Origin of the sequence: uncultured Tateyamaria sp. (assembly GCF_947497045.1) — a bacterium.
Lineage (GTDB): Bacteria > Pseudomonadota > Alphaproteobacteria > Rhodobacterales > Rhodobacteraceae > Tateyamaria.
The window spans coordinates 88117-103438 of the sequence record NZ_CANMEU010000012.1 but is presented as its reverse complement, the minus strand read 5'-3'; the positions used below and the strand labels follow the sequence as shown (position 1 = coordinate 103438).

The 15322-nt window shown below is 62.6% G+C and carries 9 protein-coding genes; 8 read left to right on the top strand and 1 reads right to left on the bottom strand.

Annotated features, from left to right (window positions below; genetic code table 11):
* Positions 1-2720: S-layer family protein (locus tag Q0859_RS18620; RefSeq protein ID WP_299154049.1), on the bottom strand; the 2720-nt coding region annotated here is incomplete at its 3' end.
* A 394-nt stretch (positions 2721-3114) separates the two neighbouring features.
* Here Q0859_RS18620 and repA point away from each other — a divergent pair.
* The 8 genes from repA (at position 3115) to Q0859_RS18580 (ending at position 15309) form a co-directional block, all read left to right on the top strand.
* Positions 3115-4302 (top strand): plasmid partitioning protein RepA, encoded by a 1188-nt coding sequence (repA, locus tag Q0859_RS18615; protein ID WP_299154047.1) that lies wholly within the window; start codon positions 3115-3117, stop codon positions 4300-4302.
* Entirely contained in the window at positions 4292-5293 is a 1002-nt protein-coding gene (gene repB, locus Q0859_RS18610; RefSeq protein WP_299154045.1) for a plasmid partitioning protein RepB, read from the top strand. The genes repA and repB overlap by 11 nt, the downstream gene beginning before the upstream one ends.
* A 185-nt stretch (positions 5294-5478) precedes the next feature.
* On the top strand, positions 5479-6699 hold the full coding sequence (repC, locus tag Q0859_RS18605) for a plasmid replication protein RepC (RefSeq protein ID WP_299154044.1): 1221 nt from the start codon (positions 5479-5481) through the stop codon (positions 6697-6699).
* A gap of 260 nt (positions 6700-6959) precedes the next feature.
* Complete coding sequence (gene icmH, locus Q0859_RS18600; protein ID WP_299154042.1) at positions 6960-8420, top strand: type IVB secretion system protein IcmH/DotU; 1461 nt, start codon at positions 6960-6962, stop codon at positions 8418-8420.
* Complete coding sequence (gene tssM, locus Q0859_RS18595) at positions 8417-11686, top strand: type VI secretion system membrane subunit TssM (protein ID WP_299154040.1); 3270 nt, start codon at positions 8417-8419, stop codon at positions 11684-11686. Before icmH ends, tssM begins: the two co-directional genes overlap by 4 nt.
* Before the next feature lie 4 nt (positions 11687-11690).
* Positions 11691-12401, top strand: coding sequence for a type VI secretion system-associated protein TagF (tagF, locus tag Q0859_RS18590; RefSeq protein ID WP_299154038.1), 711 nt, complete (start codon positions 11691-11693; stop codon positions 12399-12401).
* Complete coding sequence (locus Q0859_RS18585) at positions 12398-13213, top strand: protein phosphatase 2C domain-containing protein (protein ID WP_299154036.1); 816 nt, start codon at positions 12398-12400, stop codon at positions 13211-13213. The genes tagF and Q0859_RS18585 overlap by 4 nt, the downstream gene beginning before the upstream one ends.
* Positions 13210-15309, top strand: a complete 2100-nt coding sequence (locus tag Q0859_RS18580) for a serine/threonine-protein kinase (RefSeq protein WP_299154031.1) — start codon at positions 13210-13212, stop codon at positions 15307-15309. Before Q0859_RS18585 ends, Q0859_RS18580 begins: the two co-directional genes overlap by 4 nt.
* The last annotated feature ends 13 nt before the right edge of the window (positions 15310-15322 follow it).

Genomic DNA, 15322 nt, shown 5'->3' with positions numbered 1-15322 from the left:
AGCGTGCCCGAGTTTGTCGTGGCCCCCGCCGTGCCTGTGTTTGAGAACATCCCGGTGTTGTTCAGCGTCCCGTTCAGTGTGCCCGCGCTTGAGGACAGCGCGGTGCTGTTGTTGACCACATTGCCGGTGATGTTGCCGGTCGCGGTCATGGCGGCGGCGGCGGCGATATCGATGCCTCCGGTCGCCGTGAGGGTCTGGCCGCTGTTGATGGTCAGCGTGCCCACATCGATATCGGTGGCACCGCTCACCGTTGTACTGCCATCGACCGTCGTGCTGACGCCCGTGCCGTTCTGGGTCAGGCTGGCGAGCGTGCCGCCGCCCAGGGTCACGGTACCTGCGGTGTTTGTCACCGCGCCGACGGTGCCTGCGTTGACGTCCAGTGTGCCGCCGCCATTGACCGTCACGGTCGAACCGACGCTAAAGCCCCCTGCCCCGGTGCCGTCGATCTGCACGGTGCCGTTGTCGATTGTGGTCGCGTTGGTGACGACGCCCGCGCCTGAGTTGATGACGGTGCCGCCATCCACATCCAGCGCGTTGACGGTGCCGGTGTTGGTGAACTGCCCGCCAGTGTTGGTCAGCGTACCGCTGATCGTACCCGCGTTCGAGCTGGCATTGGCCACGGCACTCGCATTGGTGACATTCCCGGTGATCGTGCCTGTGGCATTCACGGTCAACTGGCCTGCAGAGGCGATATCGATGCCTCCGGTCGCCGTGAGGGTCTGGCCGCTGTTGATGGTCAGCGTGCCTTCGTCGATGTCGGTCGCGCCTGACACTGTGGTGTTCGCATCCACGATCGTGGTCGTCGAGGCGTTTGTGTTCTGGGTCAGGCTGGCCACTGTGCCGCCGCCCAATTCGACTGCGCCGTTCGAGTTGGTAATGGCTCCGGTGGTGCCCCCGTTCTGATCAAACGTGCCGCCCGTAACGGAGACCGCCCCGGTGATCGTACCAGTGTTCGTGGTCTCTCCGGCTGAATTGGTCAGCGAGGCCAGCGTGCCGGTATTGGTCAGCGTGCCCGAGTTTGTCGTGGCCCCCGCCGTGCCTGTGTTTGAGAACATCCCGGTGTTGTTCAGCGTCCCGTTCAGTGTGCCCGCGCTTGAGGACAGCGCGGTGCTGTTGTTGACCACATTGCCGGTGATGTTGCCGGTCGCGGTCATGGCGGCGGCGGCGGCGATATCGATGCCTCCGGTCGCCGTGAGGGTCTGGCCGCTGTTGATGGTCAGCGTGCCCACATCGATATCGGTGGCACCGCTCACCGTTGTACTGCCATCGACCGTCGTGCTGACGCCCGTGCCGTTCTGGGTCAGGCTGGCGAGCGTGCCGCCGCCCAGGGTCACGGTACCTGCGGTGTTTGTCACCGCGCCGATGGTGCCTGCGTTGACGTCCAGCGTGCCGCCGCCATTGACCGTCACGGTCGAACCGACGCTAAAGCCCCCTGCCCCGGTTCCGTCGATCTGCACGGTGCCGTTGTCGATTGTGGTCGCGTTGGTGACGACGCCCGCGCCTGAATTGATGACGGTGCCGCCATCCACATCCAGCGCGTTGACGGTGCCGGTGTTGGTGAACTGCCCGCCAGTGTTGGTCAGCGTGCCGCTGATCGTACCCGCGTTCGAGCTGGCATTGGCCACGGCACTCGCATTGGTGACATTCCCGGTGATCGTGCCTGTGGCATTCACGGTCAACTGGCCTGCAGAGGCGATATTGACGTCGCTTGTCGCGGTCAGGGTCTGGCCTGTGTTGACGGTCAGCGTGCCATCGTCGATCTGGATCAGGCCAGAGACGCTCGCGGTATTGTTGACCACAACCGACCCGCTGCCTCCCGATGTCAGCGTGCCGGTGATGGCCCCGCCCAACTGGACCGTGCCAACCGAATTGACGTTGCCGATGGCTGTGCCGTCGATGTCTAGTATGCCCGATGCGCCCACATCGAAATCATCACTCGTGTTGCCGCCCGTGTCGGCCGTGACGGTCACCCCGCTGTCGATCTGGAACTCTCCGCCGGTGACGCTGATCTGGTCGGTGGTGGACAGGTCCGCGGTGGCATTGGCTTGCCCGCCAGTCACATCCAGCGTGCCCGTGACCGTCCCGCTCAGATCCGATGCGGTCGCGGCGGTCGTCACATTCGCGGTGATGGTCCCGCTTGAGGTCATGTTGGTGACACCGCTCGTCACGTCCAGCGTGCTGTTCGTGCCGGTGATGGTCAACACGCCCGTGTTCGAGAACGTGCCCGCCGATAAAGTGACATCACTGTTGATCGCAGCAGCGCCAGTCACGCTGGTCGAGCCACCCGCCCCGCTCTGGGAATAGGCTGACAGCGTGGACTGCGCGAGGGTCACGGTGCCGCCCGAGTTCACTGCCGTGCCGCTGATCTGTCCACCACCGCTCACGCTCAGCGAACCGCCCGCACCGATGGTGACGGTGCCGGTCGCAGTCAACGTGCCGCCGGTCACGACGTTCAGCACACCAGCGGTGTTGACGTCCACATTGTTTACGGTCGGCACGGTCACATCCACCACGGCTGGCGGCGCAACATTGATCAGGACATCCTCGCCCGGTGCCGGAACCAGATCGCCATCCCAGTTGGTGCCCGTATTCCAGTCCGAGTCGGTATCCCCATCCCAAGTCACCGTCTGCGCAAAGGCCGCCGGTGCCACGAACACCACCGTGCTCAGCAACAGCGCGCGCACGCAACGCAGTCGAAAATGACCTTGAGAGACGTTCATGGAGATAAGCCCCGGGAAATAAATCAATTCGACATAGTCAAGCACGTCACGCGACGTTGAGCAAATCTTTGCCGCCACGGTCCGCGCGAAAACACGACAGCTGTGGCCTTTGGGCACGGGCGCATCCGTATGCGGGGCGGGAAACGCAGGGCTAGTGGGTGTATCCCACGCAACAGCGAAATATAGAAAGGGCTTGCAGGAATCACCAAAGCACGTAAAACATTTACGCCAAGAACAGAATAAAACGCCTTTTAGCGTAACTCACGCTGGCCAATCGGTGCGATACACCGAAAACAAGAGGCCAGAGGGGGCGACAAAGGTACCAAATGCGGGGCAAACCCGCAGCAGGCAGGGTACGACCACGGTCGTACCAAAAGAACAGGCAGGACGCGAGATGCAAGATCTCTCGGCGCGAATTGATACTCTGGTGGGGGCACATGCCGCCAAACTCTCCGAGCGGCTTCAGGCGCACCGGGAACAATTGTTTCCGCCCGACGCACAGCGGACCTTGCGCACGTTCACCTCGGGTGAGGTGGCGGACCTGCTCGGGGTCAAGGACGCGTATCTGCGCAAACTTCACCTCGATGGGCGCGGACCCGAACCGGAAATCCGGGCCGGAGGGCGGCGCCACTACACCCCTGACGACATTCAATCGCTGCGGCACATGCTGGAACAGGGCGCGAAATCGCCCGGCACCTACCTGCCGGGACGGCGCGGCGATGACGGGCTGCAAGTGATCACCGTGATCAACTTCAAGGGCGGTTCGGGCAAGACGACAACGGCTGCACATCTCAGCCAGAAACTCGCGCTCGATGGATACCGGGTGCTGGCGATCGACCTTGACCCGCAAGCGTCCTTTTCGGCGCTGCACGGGTTCCAGCCAGAATTCGACCTGCTGGACGGGGGCACGATCTATGACGCGATCCGCTATGACGATCCGGTGCCGCTGCGCGATCTGATCCGCAAGACCTACTTCACCAATCTCGACATCGTGCCGGGCAATCTGGACCTGATGGAGTTCGAACACGAAACACCCCGCGCGCTCGCGCAACGGGACGGAGCGATGTTTTTCACCCGTGTAGGGACTGCTTTGGGCGAAGTGCAACAGGACTATGACGTGGTTATCATCGACTGCCCGCCGCAGCTTGGGTTCCTCACGATGTCCGCGCTTTCAGCGGCCACGGCGGTGCTGGTCACGGTCCATCCGCAAATGCTTGATGTGATGTCGATGTGCCAATTCCTGTTGATGACCTCGAACCTGCTTGGGGTGGTGGCGGATGCGGGGGGCGACATGAGCTATGATTGGCTGCGCTACGTGGTGACGCGCTATGAACCCGGCGATGGGCCGCAAAACCAGATGGTCAGTTTCATGCGGTCGATGTTTGGCGATCATGTGCTCAATCACACCGTGCTGAAATCCACCGCGATCTCGGATGCCGGGATCACAAAACAGACTCTATACGAGGTCGAAAAGGGACAATTCACCCGTGCGACCTACGACCGGGCGATGGAATCCATCAACGCGGTCAATGGCGAAATCGAAGGACTCATTCAAACGGCATGGGGGCGGCATGGCACGTAAAAACCTGCTTCAGGGGCTGATGGAAGGGGGCGATCCCCCTGCCCCGGACACCGCCAAATCCAAACCCGGACAGCGGCCCCTCAAAGGGGCCATTGGCGCGGTCAGCCAGTCGATTGAGGCACTCAAAGCCCGCTCTTTGCTTGATTTAGACCCACATGCCATTGACGCAGGCGGCCTTCAGGACAGGCTCGAAAGCGACGATGCCGAAGACAGCGCGTTGCTCGCCTCGATCCGCGAATACGGACAACAGGTGCCGGTGCTCGTGCGCCCCCACCCCGAGGTCGAGGGGCGGTTTCAGATCGTCTATGGGCGCCGCCGGGTGCTGGCGATGCGCGATCTGGGGCAAACAGTCAAGGCGCTGGTGCGCGAATTGGATGACACGGCCCTTGTCATGGCACAGGGTCAGGAAAACACCGCGCGGCGGGGTCTCAGCTTTATTGAAAAGGCGAACTTTGCGGCTCAAATGCGCGATGCAGACTATGATCGCAAGGCGATGTGTGACGCGCTCAGCATCGACAAGACCGTGGTGTCACGCATGCTTGCGATTGTGGATCGCATCGGTGCGGACCTGATCCATCTGATCGGTGCTGCCCCTGCGGTGGGGCGGGATCGGTGGGGGCAATTGGCCACCCTGATCGAAGCGCAGGATCTGGACACAGCCACGCTTGCAGATGTGGTGCATGTGCAAGGGGGGGACACTGACAGCAATGATCGCTTCGAGGCGACGCTGAAAGAAGCATATCGCGCCGTCACTGGCACCGGGGGTGCCCCGATACCAGTCTCTAACAAGGCGAAATCAGGTCCCGGCACCCGCGCCTCCGTCACAAGTTCCACCACTGGCACCGTGATCGCCACAGTGCTGTCCAAGGACGATAAGGTTACCCTCACATTCCCCCGTGAGGGCAGCGGCGGCTTTGAGGATTGGCTGACCGATAACCTTGACCAAATTCACCAGAGCTGGGCCGCCCGCGGCACATCCTCTGATGAATAACCCCGAGCAGAAAAGCAAAACAACAGGAGGCACAGACAGGCACTAAAACGAACAAAGCCCCCCAGATCATATAACGACCCGAGAGGCTTCGATTTGGTTCTAGCACCCCGAATCTAACCCCCACACGAGTCGGCTGTCAACAACACCTGGCGGGTGAACGGGATTTTTTTGTCTTGTGAACAACGATGGAACGACTTTCAACGACGCCCTTTGGGCAGCGGCCCGTAACGGCTGGCCTCTTGCAGGCCGCCGCACGGATGGCCGATACCCCTGCCCTGCCCCATATCGACAAATGGCAGATCCTGCGGGAACTTTGCGTGGCCCGCGCCGCATTTGGTGTGACAGACCGCGAACTTGGTGTGCTCGAAGGGCTGCTCAGCTTTCATCCCGAACAAATGCTCGGCGGAAACGCCGACACCGTCGTGTTTCCCTCCAACCGCGCCTTGGGCGAACGGTGTCACGGCATGGCCGAAAGCACGCTGCGCCGTCATCTGGCCCGTCTGGTGGATGCCGGTCTGATCCTGAGGCACGACAGCCCCAACGGCAAACGCTACGCCGCACGTGACCATGATGGGACGCTGCTGCGTGCTTTCGGTTTTGATTTGCGCCCGCTTCTGGTGCGCAGTGCCGAGATCGCGCAGGCCGCCCAAGCTGCCCGTGCCGCCACGGCCCGTCTGAAGGCCCTCCGCGAGAAAGCGTCCCTGAACAAGCGAGATGCCCAGAAACTGGCGGCCTACGGAGCTGAGCAAGGTTACCCTGGTCCATGGGACGCGATTTTGCTCGACCTGCTCGACCTGTCCCGCCTCCTGCGCCGTCGTCTTGCTGTGGAAGAGCTTGACGCTGCGGGTGATCGGGCCTCCAAACTCCTGCAACAGACTCTAATATGGCTTAACAAAGCAGAAAATACGAGCGGCAAAGACAATCAATCCGAGCGGCAATATCAGAATTCAAATACAGATTCTTCTGCTTTTGAACATTGCTCAGAAAAGAGCATGGCCGCGGAGGTCGATAGAACCTCTCATCCGGAGCCGTCTGGATCAAGTGGTGATACCGAAGTCGGGAATTTGAACATACCGCTCCCCCTCATTCTGCGCGCCCTGCCCGAATCATTGGCCTACACTCAAGAACCCATCACGAGATTCAGTGATCTGGCCCGGCTAGGCGCGTTCCTACGCGGGATGATCGGGATTAGCCCATCCGCCTGGCAAGACGCCGTGGACACGATGGGTCCCGACATTGCTGGCATCACGGTATGCTGCCTCGTTGAGCGCATTGACGACATTCGATCGCCCGGTGGCTATATCCGATCCTTGACGCGCGAAGCGGCCGAGGGACGTTTTTCGATCGCGCGGCTGATTATGGCGCTGATCCAGCGTCCTGCGACCGTCAAGAGCGCGGAAAATTGACAGCTGTCAACTTGGGGTGCGGGGTAACGCGGTGGGCTGAAGTTGACAGCTGTCAACAGCCGTAAGGTGGGGCAAAACTTGACGCAGCGAAACCGAAGCCGCACAGTGCGCGCAATGAGCAGCAGATGGCTGTCGCACCGGTCGCAAAACGGCCGGGACGGGATGTAAAAGCCACAAAAGAGAGCAAAGACAGATGATCATGGGTCCGCATATCTCACCCAATTTCAGGGTGGCGCGGCAGATGGTGCGGGGCGGGTCGCATGTCTGACGATGATGATGATCGCACTGTCTTTGGTCAGGCGCTGCCAACGCCCCCTGCCCTACGACCGCGCGCTCGATTAACGTCTGATACACAAAACGATGATGAGCGCACGATTCTGGCGCGGCGTCCCGTTGATCCTGGTGCTTCTCAGGCGGGCCAAGTGCCGCTGGCCGAGATGCTGCAGCTCAAGACGCGCCGCACGGGCCTTGCGTCAAACACCATCATGGCGGCAGCGGCGGATTTGATGGAATTGCTGGGCCTGCTGCGGACGGGTCTGGTGGAGATGCAGTCAGAACCCCTGCACGCCCATCTGAGGCGGCGGCTGGTCCGCTTTGATCAGGATGCGCGGGCCATGAACGTCCGTGTGCAGGACATTGCGGATGCCCGCTATGCGCTTGCTGCAACGTGTGATGACATTGCCCAGAACCTGCCGGGCACCGAGCCGGGCTTTTGGCGGCAGAACAGCCTGACGGTAAAATTCTTTGACGATCCAAATCCCGGCGTCGGCTTTTTCACGAGATTGCACCGACTGTCGGCCAATCCGGGGCGGCACGGCCCGGTTCTGGAGCTGATGCTGGCCTGCCTGGCCCTCGGATTTGAGGGGCAATATCGCAAGGCACCCGACGGTATGGTGGCTTTGGTCAACCTGAGGAAGGACGTGTATCAGCGGGTGCGCAGCACCCTGCCCCGCCCGCGCCCGGCGCTGTCGTCCACGGTCGCGCCCGTGGTCTTGTCTGGGCGCCGCCGCCATGCCCGTATGCCGCTGTGGATTATCGCGGGCGTTGGGGCTGGCATGGTGGTGTCGCTGTATGTCGCACTGGCATGGACCCTGACCCAGGAGGCGCAGGCGGCCCAAGCCACGATCCTTGGTCTGCATGACCCGAATGACCCGATTGCGATTGAGCGTATCGCGGTGCCAGAGATTGCCCCCACACCGACCGCCGAGCCCGAGGTCGTTACGGACGCCACCCCTGAACCGGATAATGGGATCGTTTTGTATGAAGCGCCGCCAACCGGTCAGGTGGATCGGGTGCGCGCGCGGTTGCAGGTGGAGATTGATGCGGGCCTGACCACAGTCACCGAAGAGGGGGATTTTGTGGCCATTCGCCTTGGTCCCGCGCTGCAATTCGGGGCGGGTGCGGCGAACCTGACGAGCGAAAACCCGATCATTGTGCGCATCGCAGAGGTTCTGGAAGAGGAACGTGGTGGCATCATCGTGGAAGGGCACAGCGACAACATTCCGCTGAGCGGGCGCGGGCGCTACAAGACCAACGAGGAATTGTCAGAGGCGCGCGCGGCAACGGTGCGCGATGTGCTGGCCCGATATCTGTCTGATCCCGAGCGATTGTCAGTGGTGGGTGCGGGTGCGGCCAAACCGCTGGATCGCACCAACACGCCCGCAGCGCGGGCCCGCAATCGGCGCGTGGATATCCTGTTGCTCAAGGAACAGCGGTTGTGAGAGTGGTGCGCGCGGTTTTTGCTGTTCTGACCTATCTGGTTGGTGCGGTCGCGTTGAGTGCGTCGATCTGGGTGGGGCTGCCCCTACTTGGCAATGATGTGCTGGCCTTGTCCGAGGTGCGCGCGGCCCTGATCGGGGCTATTTTGCTGAGCCTGTTGCTGGTCGCCTTGTTGCGCCATCGGGCACGGCGCAAATCGGCCCAAGCCCTTGAGCGCAGTCTGATGGATGCCAAGGCGGGCGATGGCGCGATCCTTGCGGAACGCATGCAGGGCGCCGTTGCCAAGCTGAAAGAGGCGGGTGGGGCGACCGCGCTTTATGATTTGCCGTGGTATGTTCTGATTGGTCCGCCGGGGGCGGGCAAGACCACGGCGCTGGTCCATTCTGGCCTTGATTTTCCGGACACGGATCCGGGGGCTGTGGCCGGTTTTGGCGGCACGCGCAACTGCGATTTCTGGTTTGCGCGCGACGCGGTACTTGTGGATACGGCGGGCCGCTATACGACGCAGGACAGTGATGCGACCGCTGATCGCGCCAGTTGGGCCGCCTTTCTGGAGCAGTTGAAAACCGCGCGTCCGGATCAGCCCATCAATGGCGTCATTCTGGCCCTGTCCTGCGCGGATTTGTTGACAGCCGACGAAGCAACCCTGCGCGGTCATGCTGACACGGTTCGGGCGCGTCTTGCAGAGGTTCACAGCACCCTGCGCACTCATGTCCCGGTCTATGTGATGTTCACCAAGGCGGACATGATTGCCGGGTTCCGCCAGTATTTTGGTGCCTTTGACGAGTTGCGCCGGCGGGGTGTTTGGGGTGTCACGTTTCAGACCCGCGACCGTGCGCATGAGACATGGCGCACGGCGTCTGCCGAATATGCCCGCCTCGTGCGCCGTTTGTCGGATGAGGTGACCGACCGCATGGCAGAGGAATTGGACAGTGCGACCCGCATCGCCATCTTCGGGTTTCCGGCTCAAATGGCGCTGTTAGAGACCAGGGTGACCGATTTTTTGCAGGGCGTGTTCGAGGATGCGAGCGCCAACAAGGCGATCCTGCGCGGGTTCTATTTCACGTCCGGCACGCAGGAAGGCACGCCGATTGATCAGGTCCTTGGTGCACGTGCCGGGGCAGGGGGCTTGCAGCCCTCGTTCATGTCGGGGCGGGGTCGCAGCTATTTCCTGCATGATCTGCTCAAGAAAGTGATTTTTGCCGAGCGGGATTGGGTGGGTTATGACCGCGCCCGGATGCTGCGACGGGCCCTGTTTCGCGGCTTTGCCAAGACCGTGATTGTCACGGCCAGCCTGGCGGCGATGGCGGCCTTTGGCTACAGTTTCTGGAAGAACGCGTCGCTGGTGCGCGAGGCTGATGCGCAGGCCAGTGCCTATGCCACCCGCGCGGCCCCGTTATTGACGGCTCGCTATGTCGAGAATGCCGCCACCCGTCCGCTTTTGCCTGCTTTGGCCGCCGTTCGTGTCATCCCGGCGGGGTACGCCGATCCGCGCCCGCAAAGCCAGCTTGAACAGTTGGGTTTGTCGCGTCGTGCCACCTTGCGCGGTGCGGCGGTCGACGCCTATTCCGACAGTCTTGAGCGCCTGTTGCGTCCGCGCATGATGCTGCTGGCCGAGCGTCGTTTGGGCCAGGCCTTGATCGATGCGGATCATGCGGCGGCTTATCGCGCGCTCAAGGTCTATATCCTGCTCGCCAAGGAACAGGATGGCCGGGATGATGATCTGGCGATCCAGAGTTTCTTTGCCGAGGCGTGGAGCCGTGAATATGCGGTGTCGGGGTCGGATACCGAGTACCGTGCGATCAATGCCCATTTGTCTGCGATGCTGGCGTTGGATGATCGTGTGTCCCCGCCCATCAAGCCCAACAAGGCGTTGGTGGACCGCGCCCGGTTGGAGTTGTCCGGTCTGCCCCTGGCTGTGCAGGTGATGTCCGCGATTGAGGCGGAGGCGGGTGTGTTGTCGGCCTGGTCCCTGGGCAAGGCGTTGCCGGATCCGTCCGGCTTGCGGCTGGTGGATGGTCGTGATCCGGCGACCTTGGTTGTGCCGGGTCTGTTCACCTTTGAAGGGTATTGGAGCGCGTTTCAGCAGGCCTTGGTGGCGGCGCCAGCCTATGTCGAGGCGGATGCGTGGGTGTTGGCCCGTGGTCCTGCCTCTGCCACGCAGCGGGGTGCGCTGGTGGCGGATGTGCATGCCCTTTATGCGGCGCGATTTGAGGCGGTGTGGTCCGAGATGCTGTCCCGGATTGATGGCGCGAGTGCCATGTCCGTCGCCCCGTCGCTGGCCCGTGTGGTGGCTGTGCAGACCCGGTTGAGTGCGGTTTTGGATCCTGATCCTATGACGGGTGGAGACTCTAGTGCGTTGAAAAATATAAGAGATTTGTGGGGTGGTGTCGCTGTTGGTGAGTTGCGTCGGCGCGCGGAGGCGGTGCAGCGTCCGTTTGCCCCGTGGTTTGCGGCGGTGCGGGAGCAGGGTGGGGCGACCCCCGTGGACCTTGTTGTGCGTGATGTGACGGGGTTGGCGTCTGATCCGGCCCGCTGGCCCGTTGTGACGGCGCGTGCGGCGGCTATGCCCGCGCCCATACAGCGCATGGTGGCTGATGTGGGGTTGGGGGCAGCGCAGGCGGCGTTGCGCGCGGATGTGACAGGGGTGTGTCGTGCGCGGATTGCGCCGTTCTATCCCTTTGGCGGCCCGATTGAGAAGCCGTTGCCCGTTGTCGATTTCGCGGCGTTCTTTGGGTATGGCGGGCATGTGGATCGTTATTGGGCGACCTATGCGGGGCAGGGGGATATCGCCCTGCCGATGTCGGACATGGCCCGCCGCGACTTTGACGCGATGGCACGGATGCGGGGCGCGGTGTTTCCCGATAGTTCCGCGGTGCCGGACATGACCTTGAGCCTACGCATTGGCGGGGTGAGTGCCGACGTCGTGTCAATCGATGTTGATCTGGGCAATGGCGCGCAGCGGCTGGTGTCGGGTGGGCCGGGGATTGCGGTGCAATGGCCGTCCGATGTGCGGGGGATGCGCTGGAGTGTCAACGCGGGTGAGGCCAATGCCGCAGAGCTTGAGTTGAAAGGCGGTGCCTGGGCCATCGTCGAGGCGCTGCGCGTGGGTAGCGACGTGCAGACCAACGGGGCAGGGGCCGAAGCCACCCACACCGTGGGCCCTCATGCGTTTCGTATGATGCTGGGCGCAGCGGAGGGAGCGGCCCCCCCACCGTTTGTTGGGCCTATATGGTCCGATTTCACCTGCCTGGACACGCTGGAATAGGCCCATGACCACGGTGATCTATGGCAAACATCCGGGTTTTGGCGATTTCCTGACAGCGGGGCTGGACCCTGCCGCCCTGACGCAGCTGGAGGCCTGGGTGCAACCCTGCCTGACAGCCTTGCGTAAAGAGCTGGGTGAAGGATGGGAGAGCGCATGGGACAACGCACCGCCCTTGCGGGTGTGGATCGGTGCGGATGTGATCGGGGTGCCGCTGATGGGCATCTGGGTGCCATCGTGGGACAGGGTCGGGCGGCGCTATCCGCTGATCGTCGGTGTTGCGGGCTATGACACGGTTCCGCCCGTCCACCCTGACCATGACGAGGGGTTTTATGTGGCTCTTGAGGGCGCATTGCGCGACCTAGATGCAACCACTTTCACTCAAGGCGGGGTGCAGGGGTTGATTGAGGGTATCGCCGTCCCCCCGATCAATGGCACAGTGCCACAAATGCGCCCTACTGGGATGATATGGGGACAGCGGGCAGATGGGGATTTGCCCCGGCTGATGCGGGATGCACGCGCCACGGACGCAGCCCGTGCCCAACTGGGTCGGAGCCATTGGTGGTATCCGGCAGGGGCGGGCCGCGATGCCGGCTGGATGGGGACAAACGGGTTGCCGAACGCACGCGCCTTGCGCTGGCTGATGGCTGAGGTCGACACCGACACCATGCCCGCACAGGACGACGATGGCCACGCTGAGGAGGGTGGACGCAGATGAACGATGATACGGTGACACCTGCCGAGGGCCTGATGTCGTTCGAGACCAGTGCCCGAACGGATGTCGGCCGGGTGCGCAAGCTGAACGAGGACAGCCTGCTTGTCCAACCCATGTCGGGGTTGTGGCTGGTGGCTGACGGGATGGGCGGTCATACCGCAGGCGATTTTGCCAGTCAGGCCATCGTGGCCGAGATGGAAACCATTGGTGTGCCCGCAGGCGCGATGGATTTGCGCGCGCGGTTCATGGATCGCCTCACCCGCGCCAATGCCACCATTCAGGCCCACGCCGTCGAGGTGGGCCGGGGCACCATCGGGGCCACGGTTGCGGCCCTGATCATTCAGCAGGACCACTTTGCCTGCATCTGGTCCGGTGACAGCCGCGTCTACCGCATGCGCGGCCAGAAACTGACCCGTGTGACCCGTGATCACACCGAAGTGCAGGCCCTGCTTGATGCCGGATCCATCACCGCAGAGCAGGCCGAAAGCTGGCCCCGCAAAAACGTGATCACCCGCGCCATTGGCGTGACGGAACTGCCTGAATGTGACATGGTCGAGGGAACGCTGGAGGATGGGGACCTTTTCCTTTTGTGTTCGGATGGTTTGACGGAATATTTCGAAGATTCAGAATTGGCGGAAGTGTTGTATGAGGGCGTAGATTTCCCGCTGGACGGGATGTGCGCGCATTTGGTGGGCACCGCCCTTGCGCGTGGCGGAAAGGACAACGTGTCTGTTGTCATTGTGCGCTGTCATAGATTGAGTTTGCCGGGGTTGGCCGTGGACGGTGAGTATCCCGAGTTTCGAGGACTGCAATGAGCGACGACAAGAAAACGCGCCCCGACACCCCCGAGGTGGATGGCGACGATGACGACAAGACGATTCTGTTTCGGCCTCAGCCTGCGGCCAAGGATGCGGATGCGTCCGATGCGCCAAGCCCGCCAGAGGAGGCTTCAGCCGATGACGCGGACGATGCTGATCGCACCGTTGTGGTGCGCGATCCCGGCCCCGGTCGCACGGCCGCCCCTTCCGAGCCTTTTGACGCAGATGACGAGGCCACCGAAATCGTCTCTGCCACGGGGGATGAGGGCGCGGGTGCCGGTCCCGTCACCCACACCAATACCGCATCTGTTGTGCCGCCCCCGCCGGGGGCTGCGCCCACCCCTCTCAATACGCTTGAGCCGGGTCTGGTCATCAACAACATGTACCGTGTCGAGGAACGGCTGGATCAGGGCGGCATGGGCCGCGTGTTCCGGGGTGTCGAGATCGGCACAGGCGAGTCCGTTGCCATCAAGGTGATCCTGCCCGAGATGGCCGAGGATACCAAGGTCGCTGACATGTTCCGCCGTGAGGCCCGCGTGCTGCGTCAGCTCCATCACGACGCGATTGTCCGCTATTTCGCCTATGTTCCCCCGGATCAGAACCTGAATCTGCACGCTTTGGTCATGGGTTTCATTCAGGGCACCAAGCTGTCGGATGTCTTGAAAGATGATGGCCCTCTGGCCCGTGCTGACGTCATCAAGCTGACCATGCGCTTGGCCGATGGTCTTGAGCGTGCCCACAATATTGGCGTTGTCCACCGCGATTTGTCCCCCGACAACGTGATGTTGCAGGACGGTGATATCGGTCAGGCCGTCTTGATCGACTTTGGGATTTCCCGCTCGTCCACGGTCAAGGATGTCACCATTGGCAACGAGTTTGCGGGCAAGTTGAAATATGTCTCGCCCGAGCAGTTGGGATCGTTTGGTGGCCAGGCCGAGGGCCCCAGTGACGTCTATTCCCTTGGGTTGCTGATGATCGCGATGTTGATGGGCAAGCCCTACAACATGGGTGGCAACTTTGCCGAAGCGGTGCAGATGCGCATGGGTGTGCCGGATATCAGCATGGTCCCAGAGGAGTTCCAGCCGATCCTGCACGAGATGTTGCAGCCTGATCCGGCCCAACGGATGCCCGGCATGGCGGCTGTGATGGACGAGTTGCGCGCTTTGGATGGGGGTCCCACCACCCGGTCGCGTGGCACGTTGCCCCCCGCAGTTCCGACGCAGGACCGGTCGGTCCCCGGCTTGCAGGCGGTGCCTTTTGCGGCCAGTTCGACTGGGACGCAGGCGGGTGCTTCGCGCAGTGCCTCTGCCGCCGCCTCGCCCCAAAAGTCGGGTGGTCGCGGTGTCATGGTTGCCGTGCTGTTGCTCGCTTTGGCGGGTGCCGGTGGGGCGGCCTATTACTTTGGCGGTGATCTGGTGGCGGGCGGTGAAGAGGTTGCCAGCGCCGACACCGATCCGGTGACAGCCGGGTTGACCCGTGTTCCGGGCAGCCGTGCGACGTTCCTGGCCGAGACCGTGCCGCAGGAGTGTGCTTATGCTGCGCGCCGCACCCATGGAGAGAGTGCGGGTCTGATCGAGGGTTTTGCCGCTGATCTGACCCCGTTGCAGGGGATTGGCGAGGCATTCGGGGCCGCCTTTGGCAGTACCCCGGATGTGGTGCCGCGTGGTGTGACTCCGGCGCAATGTGCGGTGTTGGATTTTGCACGTAGTTTGCAGGGCACGCGCGGGGCCGGGGTGGAGTTGTCGCTGGCCGCCAACACCTTGTCCCGGTCCGATGGTGTGCTGGGCACGCTGCATGGCAGCACGGGTCGCGAGAACTGGCTGGCGCTGGTGGACCCGAACGGGCAGGTCTTCTCGCTGATGCGTCAGTTTGATGATGCCATTGGCGACGAGCGCCGCTTTGCCTTTCGGCTTGGGTCGGCGGCACCGGGGGTTTACATGATCGTGGCGACCGCTTCGGACAGCCCGCTGGTGCGGGCAGGCGCGATGCGTGACGGGACGCAGGCGGCGGATATCCTGCCGCTGATGACCCGCGAGTTGGCCACGGACGGGCAGGGGGCGGCGGATGTCGCGTTTCTGGAGTTGACCCGTTAGCTCCTGGCGCCTT

What these genes read in the sequence shown, in the direction of transcription:
- repA (WP_299154047.1), top strand. Translation starts at nt 3,115, where the DNA reads ATGCAAGATCTCTCGGCGCGAATTGATACTCTGGTGGGGGCACATGCC.
- repB (WP_299154045.1), top strand. Translation starts at nt 4,292, where the DNA reads ATGGCACGTAAAAACCTGCTTCAGGGGCTGATGGAAGGGGGCGATCCC.
- repC (WP_299154044.1), top strand. Translation starts at nt 5,479, where the DNA reads ATGGAACGACTTTCAACGACGCCCTTTGGGCAGCGGCCCGTAACGGCT.
- icmH (WP_299154042.1), top strand. Translation starts at nt 6,960, where the DNA reads ATGTCTGACGATGATGATGATCGCACTGTCTTTGGTCAGGCGCTGCCA.
- tagF (WP_299154038.1), top strand. Translation starts at nt 11,691, where the DNA reads ATGACCACGGTGATCTATGGCAAACATCCGGGTTTTGGCGATTTCCTG.
- Q0859_RS18585 (WP_299154036.1), top strand. Translation starts at nt 12,398, where the DNA reads ATGAACGATGATACGGTGACACCTGCCGAGGGCCTGATGTCGTTCGAG.
- Q0859_RS18580 (WP_299154031.1), top strand. Translation starts at nt 13,210, where the DNA reads ATGAGCGACGACAAGAAAACGCGCCCCGACACCCCCGAGGTGGATGGC.